General features: G+C 50.4%; 19 protein-coding genes. 15 read left to right on the forward strand and 4 right to left on the reverse strand.

Going from position 1 to position 17481, the window contains the following annotated elements; translation table 11 throughout:
* Nucleotides 1-25: 25 nt before the first annotated feature.
* Together BZG80_RS02070 and BZG80_RS02075 are read left to right on the forward strand one after the other, a co-directional pair.
* On the forward strand, nucleotides 26-661 hold the full coding sequence (locus BZG80_RS02070) for a lysoplasmalogenase (RefSeq protein ID WP_021022231.1): 636 nt from the start codon (nucleotides 26-28) through the stop codon (nucleotides 659-661).
* Nucleotides 662-663: 2 nt separating this feature from the next.
* Nucleotides 664-963, forward strand: a complete 300-nt coding sequence (locus tag BZG80_RS02075) for a putative signal transducing protein (RefSeq protein ID WP_021022232.1) — start codon at nucleotides 664-666, stop codon at nucleotides 961-963.
* A 5-nt stretch (nucleotides 964-968) separates the two neighbouring features.
* On the opposite strand, the gene BZG80_RS02080 is transcribed toward BZG80_RS02075, so the two are convergent.
* On the reverse strand, nucleotides 969-1235 hold the full coding sequence (locus BZG80_RS02080) for a DUF1145 domain-containing protein (RefSeq protein WP_077678630.1): 267 nt from the start codon (nucleotides 1233-1235) through the stop codon (nucleotides 969-971).
* A gap of 27 nt (nucleotides 1236-1262) precedes the next feature.
* The gene (rsmD, locus tag BZG80_RS02085) at nucleotides 1263-1877 is read right to left on the reverse strand and encodes a 16S rRNA (guanine(966)-N(2))-methyltransferase RsmD (RefSeq protein WP_077678631.1); all 615 of its coding nucleotides are present in this window, start codon (nucleotides 1875-1877) and stop codon (nucleotides 1263-1265) included.
* An 87-nt stretch (nucleotides 1878-1964) separates the two neighbouring features.
* Here rsmD and ftsY point away from each other — a divergent pair, with 87 nt between their 5' ends.
* From ftsY to BZG80_RS02125, 8 genes are all read left to right on the forward strand, one after another.
* The gene (gene ftsY, locus BZG80_RS02090) at nucleotides 1965-3155 is read left to right on the forward strand and encodes a signal recognition particle-docking protein FtsY (RefSeq protein ID WP_077678632.1); all 1191 of its coding nucleotides are present in this window, start codon (nucleotides 1965-1967) and stop codon (nucleotides 3153-3155) included.
* 2 nt (nucleotides 3156-3157) lie between these two features.
* Nucleotides 3158-3826: a cell division ATP-binding protein FtsE gene (gene ftsE, locus BZG80_RS02095; protein WP_077576383.1), complete on the forward strand. Its 669-nt coding sequence runs from the start codon at nucleotides 3158-3160 to the stop codon at nucleotides 3824-3826.
* The gene (ftsX, locus tag BZG80_RS02100; protein WP_077461461.1) at nucleotides 3819-4754 is read left to right on the forward strand and encodes a permease-like cell division protein FtsX; all 936 of its coding nucleotides are present in this window, start codon (nucleotides 3819-3821) and stop codon (nucleotides 4752-4754) included. The genes ftsE and ftsX overlap by 8 nt, the downstream gene beginning before the upstream one ends.
* A gap of 132 nt (nucleotides 4755-4886) precedes the next feature.
* Complete coding sequence (gene rpoH / locus BZG80_RS02105) at nucleotides 4887-5738, forward strand: RNA polymerase sigma factor RpoH (protein WP_394329765.1); 852 nt, start codon at nucleotides 4887-4889, stop codon at nucleotides 5736-5738.
* A 333-nt stretch (nucleotides 5739-6071) separates the two neighbouring features.
* Nucleotides 6072-6410 carry a thiosulfate sulfurtransferase GlpE gene (gene glpE, locus BZG80_RS02110; protein ID WP_021022239.1) on the forward strand — a complete coding sequence of 113 codons (339 nt, stop codon included), beginning with the start codon at nucleotides 6072-6074 and terminating at the stop codon, nucleotides 6408-6410.
* 8 nt (nucleotides 6411-6418) lie between these two features.
* On the forward strand, nucleotides 6419-7249 hold the full coding sequence (gene glpG / locus BZG80_RS02115; protein ID WP_077678633.1) for a rhomboid family intramembrane serine protease GlpG: 831 nt from the start codon (nucleotides 6419-6421) through the stop codon (nucleotides 7247-7249).
* Between the two features lie 253 nt (nucleotides 7250-7502).
* Complete coding sequence (gene glpT, locus BZG80_RS02120; protein WP_077670170.1) at nucleotides 7503-8864, forward strand: glycerol-3-phosphate transporter; 1362 nt, start codon at nucleotides 7503-7505, stop codon at nucleotides 8862-8864.
* A gap of 87 nt (nucleotides 8865-8951) precedes the next feature.
* A complete protein-coding gene (locus tag BZG80_RS02125; RefSeq protein WP_077461465.1) occupies nucleotides 8952-9746 on the forward strand; it encodes a DeoR/GlpR family transcriptional regulator in 795 nt (264 codons plus the stop codon).
* Here BZG80_RS02125 and BZG80_RS02130 read toward each other — a convergent pair whose 3' ends face one another.
* Nucleotides 9747-10169: a flagellar basal body-associated protein FliL gene (locus tag BZG80_RS02130; protein ID WP_077670169.1), complete on the reverse strand. Its 423-nt coding sequence runs from the start codon at nucleotides 10167-10169 to the stop codon at nucleotides 9747-9749.
* Nucleotides 10170-10326: 157 nt separating this feature from the next.
* On the opposite strand from BZG80_RS02130, the gene BZG80_RS02135 reads away from it, so the two are divergent.
* Together BZG80_RS02135 and ubiA are read left to right on the forward strand one after the other, a co-directional pair.
* Nucleotides 10327-10869 (forward strand): chorismate lyase, encoded by a 543-nt coding sequence (locus BZG80_RS02135; protein WP_077461467.1) that lies wholly within the window; start codon nucleotides 10327-10329, stop codon nucleotides 10867-10869.
* A complete protein-coding gene (ubiA, locus tag BZG80_RS02140; protein WP_077461468.1) occupies nucleotides 10866-11720 on the forward strand; it encodes a 4-hydroxybenzoate octaprenyltransferase in 855 nt (284 codons plus the stop codon). Before BZG80_RS02135 ends, ubiA begins: the two co-directional genes overlap by 4 nt.
* 175 nt (nucleotides 11721-11895) lie before the next feature.
* On the opposite strand, the gene plsB is transcribed toward ubiA, so the two are convergent.
* Entirely contained in the window at nucleotides 11896-14346 is a 2451-nt protein-coding gene (gene plsB, locus BZG80_RS02145) for a glycerol-3-phosphate 1-O-acyltransferase PlsB (protein WP_077678650.1), read from the reverse strand.
* 213 nt (nucleotides 14347-14559) lie between these two features.
* Here plsB and lexA point away from each other — a divergent pair, with 213 nt between their 5' ends.
* The 3 genes from lexA to coxB all read left to right on the forward strand — a co-directional run bounded on the left by lexA (nucleotide 14560) and on the right by coxB (nucleotide 17474).
* Nucleotides 14560-15186 carry a transcriptional repressor LexA gene (lexA, locus tag BZG80_RS02150; RefSeq protein WP_025744361.1) on the forward strand — a complete coding sequence of 209 codons (627 nt, stop codon included), beginning with the start codon at nucleotides 14560-14562 and terminating at the stop codon, nucleotides 15184-15186.
* Nucleotides 15187-15307: 121 nt separating this feature from the next.
* Nucleotides 15308-16102 carry a class I SAM-dependent methyltransferase gene (locus BZG80_RS02155; RefSeq protein ID WP_025744362.1) on the forward strand — a complete coding sequence of 265 codons (795 nt, stop codon included), beginning with the start codon at nucleotides 15308-15310 and terminating at the stop codon, nucleotides 16100-16102.
* Nucleotides 16103-16358: 256 nt separating this feature from the next.
* Nucleotides 16359-17474 (forward strand): cytochrome c oxidase subunit II, encoded by a 1116-nt coding sequence (gene coxB / locus BZG80_RS02160; protein WP_077678634.1) that lies wholly within the window; start codon nucleotides 16359-16361, stop codon nucleotides 17472-17474.
* Nucleotides 17475-17481 lie beyond the last annotated feature (7 nt).

Raw genomic sequence — 17481 nt, forward strand, 5'->3', positions numbered from 1 at the left:
CCTTGTTGTGAAAGGAATGATAATCATGTGGAGCTGGTTCGCTGTCTGTTGTTCTGGACTGCTGCATATCTCCGCAGCCTACCGGGGCCCGCGCTGGCAGTTTTATCTTTTTAAACCGCTGACCATTGTGCTGCTGATGCTCATTGTTGGTGCACACCTTAGCGTCTCCCATTATGCGCAATGGGTATTCGTTGCACTATTACTGTCAGTGGTTGGTGATGTCTTTTTAATGCTACCCAAAGACAGATTTGTCCATGGGTTAACCAGCTTTTTATTCGCACATCTCGTTTATATATTTGCGTTCTGGGCACAATTTGACGGCCACATGGTGTGGTGGTTACCCGCCATGCTCTCAGGCCTTGGGGTGATCGTCTTTCTTTTGCTACTTCCCAACCTTGGGCGTTTTGCCTTACCGGTTGCTATCTATATTGCCGTGATCACACAGATGGTATGGGCCGCAGGCGAGTACTGGTTGAACACCCATTCTCTCGCAGCAGGGATGGCGTTAGCGGGAGCAATATTATTCATGTTCTCAGATACGGTGCTTGCTTTTGCGCGTTTTAAAGGTGAGTTCCGTGCAGCACAAGCGATGGTGATGTCGAGTTACTTTGTGGCGCAAGCATTGATTAGCGCCTCGGTGGTGATCGCCCAAGGAGGATAACCATGGAGCAAGTCTATCAAGCGATGAACCTCTTAGAAGCACACAGCCTAAAAGGGTTACTGGTCAGCCACCAGATTGATTGTGTGTTAAAAGGTGAAACATTGAGTGCCGCGGTGGGAGAGTTACCCCCGGATGTTCAGGGGGTCACCTTGTGGGTCGAGCCAGAAAAGGTGACTCAGGCGCGGACGTTGCTACAGGAATACGAAGCCCAAAGTCACACCCATTGGATTTGCCAAGCATGCGGTGAAGAGAATGCCGGTAGCTTTGAACTATGCTGGCAGTGCCAGCATAGTCGCGAGTGATTGCGTTACACCATATACTTACGGCGAATATCGAGCAGCGCAAAGATCCCAAAAATCAGAATTGACCACCTCTCCCAGCGGCTCATGGCAACTTTATCGCCAAAGGCCCCTAAAAAGATCAGCATTTGTAAGCCGTGCATGACCAACAAAAAGCCCGTCATGATGTACAGTGCCATGGCGGCGACACCAGGAAAAGGATGGACAATATTGGCAATCAACACCAGCCACACAAAGGCGATGGCGGCTTTAGCCAATAAGATTAACACTTTCATAGTTTTTCTCTCACGGGTCTTGTTTGCTTAATGATCGGGTTCAGTAAAATATAACCGGTAGTTGACTTGTCCTGCGCGTTTTTCACGGTGACAGTGCCAATGCGCGGGGATCTGATAGGCCTCTAAATCACTCTCGGCTTCGACATAAACACAGGCGTTTGGCGCAAGCCAATGATTGGCGTCTAACGCGGCCAAGGTGTCCTCGAGTAGGCCTTGATGAAAAGGCGGATCGACAAACACAATATCATACGGACCGTCTTTGGGGGCGGTGGCAAGTAGGGCGAGCGCATCGCCGCAATCAATGTGTGCGTTTTGCGCCCCAAGGTGATCTACATTAGCCCGTAATTGTTTGGCTGCCGCGGGATGTTTCTCACAAAAATGGATCCAGCTTGCGCCACGAGAGAGTGCTTCAAAGCCGAGTCCGCCACTTCCTGCGAAAATATCGAGGCAGCGAGCCTCTGGCAAATAAGGCGCGAGCCAGTTAAAAACGGTTTCTTTCACCCTGTCAGTGGTGGGGCGGAGCCCTTGCGCGTCTTGTACCGCAAGCTTACGGCCACGCCAGCGGCCAGCAATAATACGGACAGACCCAACCCCACGAGAAGGGGTAGGCGATGAGGGTTTGCGGTTGGCGCGTTTAACCATAGATTTTTTGACCGTTAAGAAGGTGGTAGACTATGCCGATTCGGTATTGTGCCGCTGATTGTATCAAGCATGCTTTAGGATTTGCCAATGGCAGAAAAAAAGAAACGTGGATTTATGTCATGGTTGGGCTTGGGTCGTAAAAAAGACCAGGCACAGCCGGACCCAGAACAAGAATCATCAACGCATTCGCCAGACGTGGCGGACGATACGGTGGCGTCAGTGACGTCGACGGATACGTCTGTTGAAACTGCTTCACAAAATCAACAAGAAAGCCTTGCACCTGAGGGCGAAATCAACACGGGTAGCTTGCCAGAGCCAGAGCCAGAGCCAGAGCCAGAGCCAGAGCCAGAGCCAGAGCCAGAGCCAGAGCCAGAGCCAGAGCCAGAGCCAGAGCCAGAGCCAGAGCCAGAGCCAGAGCCAGAGCCAGAGCCAGAGCCAGAGCCAGAGCCAGAGCCAGAGCCGCTATTTGAAGAGCTTGAGGAACAGTTGCTGATCTCTGATGTAGGGATGGAGGCCACGACCAAAATCATTGATAACCTCACCGATAAGGCCAGCCGTCGCGATCTCAAAGATGGTGAAGCCCTGTACGGCATTCTCAAACAAGAAATGGCGCACATGCTGGAAAGCGTTGAGCAACCCTTGGTGCTGACGGAGCAAAAGCCTTATGTGATCTTGATGGTTGGCGTCAATGGCGTGGGTAAAACGACCACGATCGGCAAAATGGCACGCCAATTTCAGGATCAAGGCAAATCGGTCATGTTAGCCGCCGGTGACACCTTCCGTGCTGCCGCCGTTGAACAACTGCAAGCTTGGGGTGAGCGTAACCACGTGCCCGTGATTGCCCAGCATACCGGCGCTGATAGCGCGTCTGTGCTTTATGATGCGATTGAAGCGGCCAAAGCACGAAATGTCGATGTGGTGATTGCCGATACCGCCGGACGCTTGCAAAACAAAGCCAACTTGATGGAAGAGCTACGCAAAATTGTCCGTGTGATGCAAAAACTGGACGTAGGTGCCCCGCACGAAGTGATGCTTACCCTTGATGCAGGCACCGGGCAAAATGCGATCAGTCAGGCCAAGTTATTTAATGAGATAGCACCGATCACCGGTATTACCCTCACTAAATTAGATGGCACCGCAAAAGGCGGGGTGATTTTTGCGGTGGCTGAACAATTTAATATTCCGATTCGCTATATTGGTGTCGGTGAAGGCATTGAAGATTTACGCACCTTTAACGCCAATGACTTTATCGAGGCGCTGTTTAGCCGGGAGGAATAACCGTGATCCAGTTTCAGCAAGTCAGCAAAGCCTATCGCGGGGGACGTCAGGCCTTACAAAAGGTTAATTTTGAATTGCCTAAAGGCGACATGGCCCTGCTCACGGGTCATTCAGGCGCAGGGAAGAGCACCTTGTTGAAACTAATTTGTGCCATTGAGCGTCCCAGTGATGGACACATTTATTTCAACGGCCACGATATATCGCGCCTCCCGCGTCAAGATATTCCCTTTTTGCGTCGTCATTTAGGGATTATCTTTCAAGATCATAAACTGCTGATGGACGCGACCGTGTTCGAAAATGTCGCCTTGCCCTTACGGATTGAGCAGCAGTCAGACAATGAAATCAAAAAGCGGGTTTCAGCCGCGCTCGATAAAGTTGGTTTGCTTGATAAAGCGCGTTGTAACCCCATACAACTGTCCGGTGGTGAGCAACAGCGGGTAGGGATTGCGCGTGCGGTGGTCAATCGTCCCCAAGTGCTGTTGGCTGATGAGCCGACCGGAAATTTAGATGCGGCGTTGTCTGCGCAAATTATGGAATTATTCCGCTTATTCAATCAAGTCGGGGTGACCATCTTGATGGCAACGCATGACACCAGCCTGCTCGAACAATACAACCATTTACGGCGCTTTGACCTTCAACACGGAAGCTTAGCGGAGGTGGGGCATGGCTGAATCATTTATTCAGACCCAGCAACGTCACGCATTGACGGCTTGGCGTGATCTTTTTCAGCGTCCGATGGGTAATTTACTCACGCTGATGGTGTTGGCCGTTGCCTTGTCTTTGCCGGCGACCTTCTATTTGCTAGCTAAAAATGTGGTCGCGGTAAGTGCGCATTGGCAAAGCCCAGCAGAGATCAATGTTTTCTTGTCGCCGACACAATCTGAGCAACAGGGACAGGCGCTGGCGGACACACTGAAAACGTGGCCAGGTATTGATAGCGTCACCTATGTGTCACCGTCTGAAGGCATGACCGCGCTTAAAAAGCAGCGTGGCTTTCATCAAGCGGTCACTTTATTGGAGGACAATCCTCTTCCCAGCGTGATCGTGGTGGTTCCCAGGGGAGATGCTGACAATGACAGCACTCGGACACTGTCGGATCGCGCGAGTGGATTAGCAGAGCAATTAAGGCAACGGGATGAGGTCGCTGAAGTGCGGCTCGATACCGACTGGCTCGCGCGTCTTGATGCCATAAAGACCTTGGCGATGACGATGGCGTGGTTATTTTCTATTTTAATGCTGGCGGCTGTTGTTTTGCTGGTCGGGAATACGCTGCGCTTACAGGTCCTGCATCATCAACCCCGGATCCAGGTGATGAAAATGGTGGGCGCAACGGACAGTTTTATTTTGCGTCCCTATTTATATATGGGGGCTTGGCTGGGGAGCTTAGCTGCAGTCGTGGCCTGGATTCTCACTGCCATGAACACGTGGCTGATGGATGGTGCCGTCCACCAATTTGCACAGCTATATGACAAGCCCTTTACCCTCAGCGGACTGAGTTGGGATGAGTCTTTGCTATTATTGATGGGCTCCGTTTTGCTTGGCGTAGGCGCTGCCTTGCTGGCGACGCGCCGTCACTTAAAAGAGATTGAACCTGTATAGGGGTAATACGGTCATAGAACAACGAGAGAGACATCAGGGCTTGCAGTTTTCCCCCGCTTGGGTATATTTTTGCATGCTTAATAGCAATTCGGTCTTCGACGATTCGGAAACGAGGTTTGAATGACAAAAGAGATGAACGCATTGGCACCGATTGTACAAGGTAACATCGATGGTTATCTGCAAGCGGTTAACAGCCACCCTATGCTCAGCGCGGAAGAGGAGCATTCGCTGGCCGAGCGTCTCCATTATCATGGTGATTTGGAGGCGGCAAAGTCGCTGATCTTATCTCACTTGCGTTTTGTTGTTCACATCGCCCGTGGATACACCGGATACGGCTTACCCATCGCGGATTTGGTTCAAGAAGGCAACATTGGCTTGATGAAGGCGGTCAAACGTTTCAACCCTGAAGTTGGCGTACGTCTGGTGTCATTTGCCGTCCATTGGATCAAAGCCGAAATTCACGAGTACGTATTACGTAACTGGCGTATCGTTAAAGTGGCAACGACCAAAGCGCAACGTAAGCTGTTTTTCAACTTACGTAAAAATAAGAAGCGCTTGGGTTGGTTTAATAACGACGAAGTGAATATGGTCGCGGAGCAGCTTGGCGTTGAGGCGTCAGAAGTTCGTGAGATGGAAGCCCGTTTAGCGGCACAAGATCCGACCTTTGAAGCGCCCGCATCGGCAGACGATGAGCGTGAAAATGGCCCAATGGCGCCGGTTTACTACCTAGAGGACAAAAGCTCAGATATTGCCGAGTCTCTAGAGGCAGAAAACTGGGAAGCGCACGCCAATCGTCGCTTGGCGAATGCGTTATCAGGCTTGGATGAACGTAGTCAGCATATTGTTCGTGCTCGTTGGTTAGAGGACAATAAGGCAACGTTGCAAGACTTAGCAACGCATTATCAAGTTTCCGCAGAGCGCGTGCGACAACTAGAAAAAAATGCGATGAAGAAATTAAAGCAAGCCATTGGCGATGCGCTATAGCGCCTCCTGATCCTTGTATTGGTTTCGTGAAGAAAAACCGGCCCGTTGGCCGGTTTTTTTATGCCTGAAAACCAGGCGGTACTCATCACGATAGCAAGTTATGCACAGCTTATCCTGGATCCATACTATATGTAGTGGATCCTTAGCTACGATCATCGCTTATCAACGCAATTCACACCTTTGTCCACAAACGATCAAAAATCAAACAAAGCGAGTATTGCTAGGCAGGCGGGGGGAGACAAACTCAGGTACAATGCGGGTTCATCTCGAGGCGCACGCGATCCTCGTGTAACATCTGTTGGGAATAACTTTGTGAGTGGAGAGGTATAAGGTATGGATCAGTTCGCACATATCTCTGTGACCGATGCGTGGGAAATGCTGAACGATGATCAGCAAAATGCAGTATTAGTGGATATTCGTGATCCTCAAACCTTTCAGGTCGCGCATCCTCAAGAGGCCTATCACCTTACCAACGACACGCTGGTGGCGTTTATGGATCAGGTCGATTTTGATCAACCCGTCTTGGTGATGTGTTATCACGGGATCAGTAGCCAAGGGGCGGCACAGTATTTGATCAATCAAGGCTTCGATGCGGTTTATAGTGTCGATGGTGGGTTTGAAGCCTGGCATCGACAGTCACTGCCGACCGCATCAGGGATCGATATAAAATAGGACAGCCCATGCAAAAAATCGCGGTATTGCCCAATGCGCGCTTGGCACAAGCTTTTATCGATTACGCGGCCGCGCATGATGTTAGCCTTGAGCTCGCGCCAGAGCCAGACGCACACGTTGCGATTTGGTTGATTAATGACGACGACAAAGCATGGGTCGACAACGAGCTTGAACGTTTTATTGCCGATCCAACACATAGTCGTTATCAAGCGGCGTCTTGGCAAGTTGCCGAGACGCGCCAAGCACGCTTTCACTACCCCTCAGCCCGATTATGGCAAACGGTCAAAGAGAAATCTGGCCCGGTTACCTTGAGTATCATGTTTATCTGTGTGGCCTTGTTTACGCTGATGACCCTCGGCGGCTTTGATATGGTGGTGCGTCGTCTGCTGTTTCCTGCAGACAGCAGCCAACAATGGCAATTATGGCGTTTATTCAGCCATGCGCTGCTGCATTTTTCTGCCTTACACATCATCTTTAATCTGTTGTGGTGGTGGGTGCTTGGAGGTCGAATTGAGCGTCTCGATAGTAGCAGTAAGCTGGTGCAGATCTTTCTCTTTGCCGCACTTTTCTCAGGCTTAGGCCAATATTGGTTAGACGGCCCGTATTTTGGTGGGCTTTCCGGCGTGGTTTATGCGCTATTGGGCTATTTATGGTGGCTAACTTGGTTGGCTCCTGAGCGTGGATTAACCATCGAAAAACCCTATGTGATCTTTATGCTGGCATGGCTTGTGATTGGATTTTTCCAGCCTATGGGCATGAATATCGCCAATATGGCGCATTTATTTGGCTTAATCATCGGTTGTGTCCTGGGTTTATGGGACGCAAAACGCCACGCCTGACTATCCGCTAACCCCTCGTTCACCGACAGATACCACTGTGCCCTAAAAAAAGAGCAATGAATTGCTCTTTTTTTGTTCGAACGCATGCCTTTTTTGCGTTAGATCTATGTTTTTATGTTCGATTTCACGGTTTTGGTTTTCATTTTGAGTGATTATTCCATTTGTTGAGCGAAATCGAAACTTTAGTTGCTCACTTGTTTGATTTTTATCTTTTTAATTAATCCATCGCGTACATCTTACTGAGGACCCTCCCATGTTTGGAATCTTCCGGCCGGCAGCTCACCGGCAAAGATTGCCAGAGTCACAGATCGGTGACACTTATACCCGACTGCGCTGGCAATTATTTTTTGGTATTTTTATCGGCTATGCCGGTTATTATCTGGTGCGTAAAAACTTTAGCTTGGCGATGCCGTTTCTGATTGACGAATATGGCTTTAGTCGCGGCGATCTAGGTGTCGCATTGGCAGCGGTATCCATCGCTTATGGTTTGTCCAAGTTCCTCATGGGCAGCGTGTCTGATCGCTCAAACCCAAGATATTTCTTAAGTGCCGGTCTGTTAATGTCATCACTGGTGATGTTCAGCTTTGGCTTTTTGCCATGGACGACAAGCAGTATTGCCATCATGTTTGTGCTGCTGTTTATCAATGGCTGGGTGCAAGGTATGGGCTGGCCGGCTTGTGGACGCACCATGGTGCACTGGTGGTCACGGAAAGAGCGTGGTGAGCTAGTCTCCGTCTGGAACGTTGCCCATAACATTGGTGGCGGACTGATTGGTCCTTTGTTCTTACTGGGTTTATGGCTGTTTAACGACGACTGGCGCGCTTCTTTCTATGTGCCGGCATTCTTTGCTGCGTTGGTCGCTGTCTTTATCTGGTTTACCTTGCGAGATACCCCACAATCGTGTGGCTTGCCGCCGATTGAAGAGTACAAAGACGATTATCCGGATAACTATGACGAAGAAGCATTTGAAAAAGAAATGTCTGCCAAAGACATCTTTATCACTTATGTGATGAAAAACCGTCTGTTGTGGTATATCGCGATTGCCAATGCCTTTGTTTACTTGATTCGCTATGGCGTGCTCGATTGGGCGCCGGTTTACCTGGATGAAGCCAAAGGCTTTACTGTGGATAAATCGTCTTGGGCCTACTTCTTGTATGAATGGGCCGGTATCCCAGGCACACTGTTGTGCGGTTGGATGTCCGATAAGTTCTTTAAAGGGGCTCGTGCGCCAGCCGGGGTGCTATTTATGGTGCTGGTGACGGTCGCTGTGTTGGTGTATTGGTTTAACCCCGCCGGCAATCCAGGCATTGATATGGTGGCACTGGTTGCGATTGGCTTCTTAATTTATGGCCCCGTGATGCTCATTGGTCTGTATGCCTTGGAGCTTGCACCGAAAAAAGCGGCGGGTACCGCGGCAGGACTGACCGGACTATTTGGTTATCTAGGTGGCGCGGTTGTCGCGAACATTGCTCTGGGTTATACCGTGGACCACTTTGGCTGGGACGGTGGCTTTATGCTGCTCACCGGTGGCTGTGGCTTGGCCATCTTCTTCTTGTGCCTCGCGTGGGTGGGAGAGCATCGTGTGCGCCGTGACGCGGCTGTGCACGCTGCCTAAATGATCTGTCTTGGCATTGCCTAGTGGCTATGCGTAAACTAGGAAGCCCTCGTGATCGCGGGGGCTTTTTTTGTAAGGGGAGATGCAGTGAAGCAAAACAAACGTCATCAGCAAATCATTGATCTGGTTAAATCACAAGGATACGTGAGCACGGAAGACTTGGTTGAGCGCTTCAATGTCAGCCCACAAACGATTCGACGTGATCTCAATGAATTGGCAGCAGAAAATCAAATTCGCCGCCATCACGGTGGTGCCACCGTGCCCTCCAGCTCTGAAAACACCGCGTATGCGACCCGCAAAGTATTGCAACAACAGGAAAAAGACACCATCGCTCAGGCGCTGGTGCAGCATATTCCCGACGGCGCAACGTTATTTATTGATATTGGGACCACCCCAGAGGCGGTGGCGCGCGCATTGCTGGATCATCATAACTTACGGGTAGTCACCAATAACCTCAATGCGGCGGCGATCTTAATGCCGAAACAGGATTTTACGGTGATTATTGCCGGTGGTGAGGTACGCAATCGTGATGGTGGCATTGTGGGAGAGGCCACGCTCGATTTTGTCTCTCAGTTTCGACTCGACTTTGGCATCTTGGGGATCAGTGGTATTGACGATGATGGGTCATTACTGGACTTTGACTATCATGAGGTGCGGGTTAAAAAAGCCATTTTAGACAATAGCCGCTGTGTGATGTTGGCCGCTGACCATACTAAATTTGGCCGTAATGCGATGGTGAACTTAGGCAATATTACCCAACTGGATATGGTCTTTACCGATGTCACTCCGCCCGCGCAAATTCAGGAGATGTTAGCGGCACAAGGCAGCCACCTAGAGGTGATCAGCCATGCCGTCTCTGAGGATATGCCATCAGTTGGGTGATTACTGATAGAGGTACTTGGTAAATAAAAGGTCGGCCAGCATTCTGCGATTGGTTTCGGCAAGAAGAAGCGCGTTGACCTTTTCTAGGCATGCTTTGCGAATCGCTTCGCGTCCCGACAGCGATTTAATTTTGCTCGCGGTCTGTTGCGCCAAGGTTTCTATGATGACATCGCGGATCAGCGGCGAGTGGTATTCCAGCTCGCTGACCCACTTAGGGTCATCAACCATCAATTCAACTTTCACCTTGATAAAACCGAGCCGTGGGCCTTCGGTGACATAATTGGTGGTAATTTCAGGCTCTAAGGAAAAGTAACTGTACTTTGCTTGGCTGCCGTTACTGCCTTCTTCTTGTGCCTGGACGGCGGTACTGACCCATAACAACAGGCTCAGCAGTACCATCAATAGGGGTTGTCGTTTACTCATAGCCACCCAAAAATTCGGTTGATGATGTGATAGGAGTAGGCCGTGCGCATTCTCCAATCGCGGTCAGCCTGATACAATTACCCGCCGAGTATAGCAACATTGTCCGCCTCATAGGGGGACGGACAGGCGAATTTTGCGCGATGTGGCACAGGAAATAATGTCAGACTTAAATCATACCTATCTAGAGGCGCTGCAACAGGCACGCTGGGAGCGACCCGATATTGCGGCGTTAAAGCGCACCGCAAAAGGCAGCTGGTTGTTAGAATCACACTCCATGACGGCGCGACTCAAACGCCACTGTCAGGACTTCGATGTCGATGTGCTCCAGGTCTATCAACTGACGCCGGACAAATTGACCGATCATGAAACCGCTTTGATTGGCCCAGAGGCCTGTGTGGTACGGGAAGTCGTCCTCAAAGGTGACGGACAAGCTTGGCTCTGTGCGCGAACGCTAATGCCGGCTTCTACCTTAGAGGGACAGGGTGGTCACTTACACGCGCTGGGGACCGAACCACTGGGTCAGCATGTGTTTAAACAGCGGGCCTCTCGCCGCGATGCGATTGAAACCGCGCATGTCTCTTGCTTGTCACACCAGCTTTATGCCCGTCGCTCACGTCTTTGGCTCCATAATCGACCCATGTTAGTGGCCGAACTCTTTTTGCCTCACTCGCCCTTATATGGCAAGGAGGCGCCTGCATGAGCACGAAATTGGCTGCTTATGGCCAGCTTGCACGTTTAGACCGTCCCATTGGCACTTTATTATTACTCTGGCCAACATTATGGGCGTTATTTTTAGCCGCCGATGGCATGCCGGCGTTGCTGACCCTGGTCGTCTTTGTGCTCGGGGTGTATATGATGCGTGCTGCCGGCTGCGTGATTAACGATTATGCGGATCGCCACTTTGATGGTCACGTCAAACGCACCAAAGCGCGTCCTTTGCCCTCAGGGCGGATTGGCGAGAAAGAAGCGCTGGGTTTCTTTATTGCGCTAGTGTTAGGCGCATTTTTATTGGTGTTAACCCAAAATACGCTCACCATTCAGCTCTCGTTTGTCGGGGTGGCGCTGGCGTTTATTTACCCGTTTATGAAGCGCTATACCCATCTTCCCCAGCTGGTGTTGGGGCTGGCGTTTAGCTGGGCGATCCCGATGGCGTTTGCTGCGGCACAAGGGGCACTCCCTCCGGTGATTTGGCTGCTATTTATGGCCAATATTTGCTGGACTATTGCTTACGACACCTTGTACGCCATGGTGGACCGCGATGATGATCTAAAGATTGGGATTAAATCGACCGCCATCTTGTTCGGACGTTGGGATAAAGCCGCGGTTGGTGTATTGCAGTTATTGACGCTTGCGCTATTGATGCTCGCCGGGCAATGGCTAGAGCTGGCGGCCGGTTACCAATGGAGCCTATTAGCGGCCTTTGCGCTATTTGTTTATCAACACTATCTTGCCCGTGAACGGGAACGCATGGCATGTTTTCAGGCTTTTTTAAACAATAACTATGTCGGTTTAGTGGTCTTCATTGGTGTTTTGGCCGGTATTTACGGTTAATGTTGTCGCTCTTATCATCAACAACGAGACACTAAAAAGGCGCTTCTGAATGAAGCGCCTTTTTTTAAGTATCTAACTGTTTATGGCCATCAAAGCTTTTTAATCAATATCTTATGTTAACCAAGAGCTTATGAAAACCACGAGCTTGTGGGCACCACAAGCTGACGGTATCCTGTTAGCTATCATCACGCTGGCTTTCATTCAGCGGCTGATTTAGCACGGCTTGAATTGTTAATTGCACTTCTGGTGAGATCAAACCACAGACAAAGTCATTTAAGGCCTGGATGCGCTCAGCATTGGCTTTGGCATCATCGTCTAAATAGCCTTGCTCGCGCAGGGTATCGATAAAGATGGTAAAGACCTGTTTATCGAAAAACTCAGGCGCATTGATACCATGCAAACGGCTGAGTCGTTGCGCTAACATTTGGCTGTGTTTTTCCAAATCGCGCTTATCAATGTGTGGCTGATGGGTGAACAAGGTCAAGGTAATGGCATAGCGCTGCAGGGTTTCGGCAATGGTACGGCCGAGTAATTGTAGCTCGCCGAGCTTGGCATTATTCATGGTGACTTTGTCGCCCTCACAGCACAACAAGGACTGCGCATGCATGGCATGTAAGAGTGCATCAAAGTAGCTGTCGAGTCCGGCATCATCAAAGCTCATAAAGAGTTCTGCTTTGAGCAAGGGATACAACTGCTGCACACAAGCCCGCAAGCCGGATTGACTGATGGTTTGGTGGGTTACCAGGATTTGTGCAATCAGTGATGGCAGTGCCACTAGGTGGATCACATTATTGCGATAGTAAGTCATTAAGATGGCTTGCTGGCGATCAAGCGAAATGACTTCACCCATGGTGTCTTTCTCGACCACCAGTTTATTTAACGACAACGCATGCTCGACCAATTCTACCGGCGAGGCTTGTGGGACACTGCTACTGGTGGAATATGGGGCCTGAGTCAGTAGGCCTTGATAGACCGCAATCTGTGCTTCTAAGGCTTCTCGGCTCAGGGCTCGTTGGCGCGAGGCGAGCAGCGCGGTCGCACAGAGGTTCAGCGCATTGGTCGCGGCGGCATCGTTGATATGGGTCATGACCTTGGTCGCTAACTCACTCACCACTGGATTCATCCAAGCCGGCTTTTGAGGCTCCATTGGATCAATATAATCATGCCAATCTGGCACTTTCTCATTGAGGTGTTGATTGAGCGCAATCGGCTCACCGAAGTTGACATAGCCAAGGCCATAATTGCGCAACTTACGCACGATCCCGATTACCTGACCAAAGCTCTCTTTTTCTTTACGCTGGCCCTGTAGCTCTTTGGCATAAGTGTTCACTTCCATCACATGCTCGTAGCCGATATAGACAGGCACTAAGGTGATAGGACGCTGTTGCCCGCGCAGCATGGCTTGCAAGGTCATCGATAACATCCCCGTTTTGGCCGACAGTAAGCGACCAGTGCGCGAGCGCCCGCCTTCAGCGAAATATTCGACCGAATAACCGCGGGCAAACAACTCGGCCAAGTATTCACGAAAAACGGTGGAATATAAGCGATTGCCTTTAAAACTGCGGCGAATAAAAAAGGCGCCACCGCGACGGAAGAGCGGCCCGGCAGGGAAGAAGTTGAGGTTGACACCCGCGGCAATATGCGGCGGCACTAAGCCTTCTTTATACAGTACGTAAGAGAGCAGCAGGTAATCCATGTGCGAGCGATGGCAAGGCACATAGACAATCTCGTGACCATCTTGTGCCAGCTGGCGAACCCGTTCGGCATTGTTAACATGAAGGCCTTGATACAGTTTATTCCAAAGCCAGGTTAGAATGCGGTCGCTGTATCGAATCAAACGATACGAAAAGTTTGCCGCAATCTCTTCCATCATGTCGACGGCTTCTTTACGAACTTTTTCAACTGACACATCACGGCTTTGTGCTTCATCGTGGACGACTTTGTCGATGGCCTTTGACGCCAGTAGGCGTTTGAAGAGCAAAGCACGATTAGGTAAGCGTGGGCCTGAAGCCGCGAGTTTTTGACGCGAAAAGTGGATCATTGCCACTCGCGCCAGTTTATGGGCGATCGCCTGATCGGTGCCGTGTTTATCCGCCATATAGCGCAAGGATACCGCTTGGCTTAACCGCACCATGCCATCACGGCCACGCGTAAGGATGGTCCAGAATTTTTCTGGCCCATTCATTGCGTGCAGCGTTGCTTGGTGGCGTTGTGTTTCGTTCCCCGGATCGCGTTGCCACAACACGGAAGCGGGAACCAGCTGGATATCCAATTCACTATCTTGACGATGTAAGCGCAGCAGATCTTGAAAATGCGCTAAGGAGCGTTTGGGCAAGTCTTGATCCGCGGAAAAGACCTTACGACCGTGACTAATAAAGACATAGCGCGGCAGTGTGGTATCGCCAATAATGAGGGGCTTTAATGGATCCGGTAATCCTTGACGTAAACAGGTTCGCCGTAGCGTTAATAAATCCGAATGAGACTGAAACGGCAACACGTACACAATAGGACGTGCGAGAGACAGGTTTAGCTGCTCGACCGGTTCAGAGGGGATACATTGGGTTTTTACCCAGGCAGAAAGCGGCAAATTCAATAGCTTGTAATAAATCTTTTGCCAGAGCGCCATGATTGTCAGTGCCTCAAATTCAAAATGCGCGCCAAGGATAGCAGAAAATGGCTGCGAACTTGCAACCAAAGGCAGAGAATTGACGCGAGATTGCGCGCGTTTGAATCGGCTACCGACAATGAGATCCGCTTCTCGTGTCTATAATTAGTCCTTTTCAAGCCGTATGTTACTGGATATACTCACAGTTAACTGTATAAAAAGACAGGTAAGAGCATGAAGCCGTTAACCGCGAGACAGCAACAAATCTTCGAGCTGATTAAAACCCATATTGAAGACACAGGGATGCCCCCAACACGTGCCGAAATCGCCCGTCAGCTGGGGTTTCGCTCCGCGAACGCTGCCGAAGAGCATTTGAAAGCGTTGGCGCGCAAAGGCGTACTCGAGATTATTCCCGGGGCATCACGCGGTATTCGCTTAATTAGCGAAGAAGAAGTGGTGACGCCTGATGACCAAGGCTTGCCTTTAATTGGCCGTGTCGCGGCGGGTGAGCCCATCTTGGCACAAGAGCATGTTGAGAGCCTCTATCAGGTCGATCCAGCCTTGTTTAAGCCAAGTGCCGACTTTTTACTGCGAGTTAGCGGCATGAGCATGAAAGATATTGGCATTCTTGACGGTGACTTACTGGCGGTGCACAAAACACAAGACGTACATAATGGCCAAGTGGTCGTCGCGCGAGTGGATGACGATGTCACCGTCAAACGGCTAGAGAAGAAAGGGTCGAATGTTGTTCTTCATGCTGAAAACGATGAATTTATGCCGATCTCGGTGGATTTAACTGCACAATCACTGACGATTGAAGGTGTTGCTGTTGGTGTGATTCGCAATACCGATTGGATGTGATTTCCCACCTTGGCGGACATTGATGTCCGCCAATGGAATGCGGTTAAAAAAACATCTTTGCATTTCTCTACATTTAAACGATAATTATTATCATCCTTGATTATCGTGTGTGGAGGTGTCCGTGCGTACGCAACAGCATTCTGTTCCCAGTAAGCTATTTAAGCCTATGTGGCTGCGCAGTCGTGAGAGCCTGACTGACAATGGTGTGATCTATGACCCCATGGCGGCCGCCGCATGCCAAGGGTGTGTCATGCAGCCCGAATGTGATTGGCACAATCTCGATCAAACCCAGCTTCTTTATGCCACGCTCACTAGCCAGTGTGATGCCATTGTTAAACAGTTTCTTGCTCAGCATCCCACGGCATGGATCATTAATGTTGGTGGTGGGTTAGATACCCGCTTTTATCGACTGGATAACGGCCGTTGTCGTTGGTTAGAAGTCGATGTTGACGAAACCTTGTTATGGCGAGAGCGTTTATTCCACACCAGTGAGCGTTTCCGGATGGTGCAAGGGTCGGTCAAACAGCTTGATTGGCTGGCGCAACTGGCGGTCCCTGCGGGTCATCCGACCATGTTAATTTGCGATCAAGCCTTACTTGAGTGCACCAACCAAGAAATTTCTGCATTTTGCCAGCATATTAGTCGCTATTTTCCGCAAGTTGAGGCCTGTTTAGTCTTAGCGGGGGATAAGTGCCATAGCCGGATCGGCCAGAAACTGGGGTGTGAATCTTATCAACATGGTTTTGCCGATCCGCGTATGGCGATCATTCAAGCCTTGCCCTGGGCCTGTCGGGTTGAAGAACACTCCCCACTTGATAAACCCTGCCCAAGGTGGCGTTTTTGGCAGCGCGCACTGGCGGCGATGCCGCGTTATCGTCTGCGTTTTACCCCGATGGTGTTGCATATTGAGATCTAGCGCGGCGCGGGTGCCACCTTTCGCTTTCCAGTCTGTGCTTGGCCTCACGATCTTTCTTTGTCTATTTTTTGTCCTTTGGGCAAACCTCTCCTAGATTGAATGTAAACAAAACGTTAATTTTTGTGATCGTATGTATCGCGTTGTTTCCTTAACCTTTGCTTAAGCTGCGTGGGTTTAAGCAAAGGTGCAACGCATTCATGCCTGCGAGCAGGAGGGGGCTGTGTCGAGCTACCATAAACCAATACTGGCATCGGGAATGGCTTTGCTGCCTGGGCAAGTGCAGGCTGCCGAACGTGAAGGGTGGAACCTGACTCAAGGGGTCACGGCCATCAGTCAGCAGGTGTATGACCTGCATATGACGATTTTCTATATTTGCGTGGCGATAGGGGTATTGGTGTTTGGCGTAATGTTTTGGGCCATTATCCGCCATCGTAAATCCAAAGGCGCCAAGCCTGCTTCGTTTCATGAAAGTACCAAGGTAGAAATTGCGTGGACGCTCGTACCGTTTCTCATTTTGGTGGGTATGGCGATCCCCGCCACCCAAGTGCTACTCGATATGGAAGATACCACCAAGCCTGATTTAACCGTTCAAGTGACCGGCTCACAATGGAAGTGGCATTACCGCTACTTTGATCACAATGTTTCCTTTTTCTCCTTGCTTGCCTCTAGCCCTGAACAGATCCGCAACGAAAGACAAAAACGCGATAACTATTTGTTAGAAGTCGACCAACCCTTGGTGTTACCGGTGGGACGCAAGGTGCGCTTTTTGATCACGTCGCAAGATGTGATTCATTCTTGGTGGGTACCGGCCTTCGCGGTGAAAAAGGATGCCAACCCTGGGTTTATCAATGAGGCTTGGACCAAAATCGACAAACCCGGTATTTATCGTGGGCAGTGTGCCGAGCTGTGCGGTAAAGACCACGGTTTTATGCCAATTGTGGTGATCGCCAAGCCGCAAGAAGAATTTGATGCTTGGGTGCAAAAAACCGCACTCACTCAGCAACAAGCTCGCGAAGAAGAGCAACGCTTATTGGGGATGGAAATGCCGATGGATGAACTGATGGCGCTGGGCAAACAAGTCTATGACAGCCGCTGCGGCATGTGCCATCAAAGTGAAGGGCAAGGCATGCCTGGCGTATTCCCAGCGTTAGCGGATGCTGAGATTGCGACGCAACCAAATCGATTGGTCGATCATATCGATATTGTCGTCAACGGCAAAGCCGGCACCGCCATGCAAGCGTTTGGACCGCAATTGTCACTCAAAGAGTTAGCAGCGGTAGTGACGTACGAGCGCAATGCGTGGGGCAATGACACCGGCGAGACGGTACAAGCCGCTCAGGTTAACGCGGTGATGTCGGGCGAAGAGCTTTAGGAGCGCA

It is taken from the genome of Salinivibrio sp. MA440, assembly GCF_001996265.1.
In the GTDB taxonomy this organism is placed as follows: domain Bacteria; phylum Pseudomonadota; class Gammaproteobacteria; order Enterobacterales; family Vibrionaceae; genus Salinivibrio; species Salinivibrio costicola.

Bases quoted from the DNA above. Each gene is read 5' to 3' on its own strand.
- ftsY (WP_077678632.1), top strand. From the start codon at position 1,965: ATGGCAGAAAAAAAGAAACGTGGATTTATGTCATGGTTGGGCTTGGGT.
- BZG80_RS02135 (WP_077461467.1), top strand. From the start codon at position 10,327: ATGTCAGACTTAAATCATACCTATCTAGAGGCGCTGCAACAGGCACGC.
- glpG (WP_077678633.1), top strand. From the start codon at position 6,419: ATGCAAAAAATCGCGGTATTGCCCAATGCGCGCTTGGCACAAGCTTTT.
- lexA (WP_025744361.1), top strand. From the start codon at position 14,560: ATGAAGCCGTTAACCGCGAGACAGCAACAAATCTTCGAGCTGATTAAA.
- ftsX (WP_077461461.1), top strand. From the start codon at position 3,819: ATGGCTGAATCATTTATTCAGACCCAGCAACGTCACGCATTGACGGCT.
- BZG80_RS02130 (WP_077670169.1), bottom strand. From the start codon at position 10,169: ATGAGTAAACGACAACCCCTATTGATGGTACTGCTGAGCCTGTTGTTA.
- ubiA (WP_077461468.1), top strand. From the start codon at position 10,866: ATGAGCACGAAATTGGCTGCTTATGGCCAGCTTGCACGTTTAGACCGT.
- plsB (WP_077678650.1), bottom strand. From the start codon at position 14,346: ATGGCGCTCTGGCAAAAGATTTATTACAAGCTATTGAATTTGCCGCTT.
- BZG80_RS02070 (WP_021022231.1), top strand. From the start codon at position 26: ATGTGGAGCTGGTTCGCTGTCTGTTGTTCTGGACTGCTGCATATCTCC.
- glpE (WP_021022239.1), top strand. From the start codon at position 6,072: ATGGATCAGTTCGCACATATCTCTGTGACCGATGCGTGGGAAATGCTG.
- glpT (WP_077670170.1), top strand. From the start codon at position 7,503: ATGTTTGGAATCTTCCGGCCGGCAGCTCACCGGCAAAGATTGCCAGAG.
- rsmD (WP_077678631.1), bottom strand. From the start codon at position 1,877: ATGGTTAAACGCGCCAACCGCAAACCCTCATCGCCTACCCCTTCTCGT.
- coxB (WP_077678634.1), top strand. From the start codon at position 16,359: ATGGCTTTGCTGCCTGGGCAAGTGCAGGCTGCCGAACGTGAAGGGTGG.
- BZG80_RS02080 (WP_077678630.1), bottom strand. From the start codon at position 1,235: ATGAAAGTGTTAATCTTATTGGCTAAAGCCGCCATCGCCTTTGTGTGG.
- BZG80_RS02075 (WP_021022232.1), top strand. From the start codon at position 664: ATGGAGCAAGTCTATCAAGCGATGAACCTCTTAGAAGCACACAGCCTA.
- rpoH (WP_394329765.1), top strand. From the start codon at position 4,887: ATGAACGCATTGGCACCGATTGTACAAGGTAACATCGATGGTTATCTG.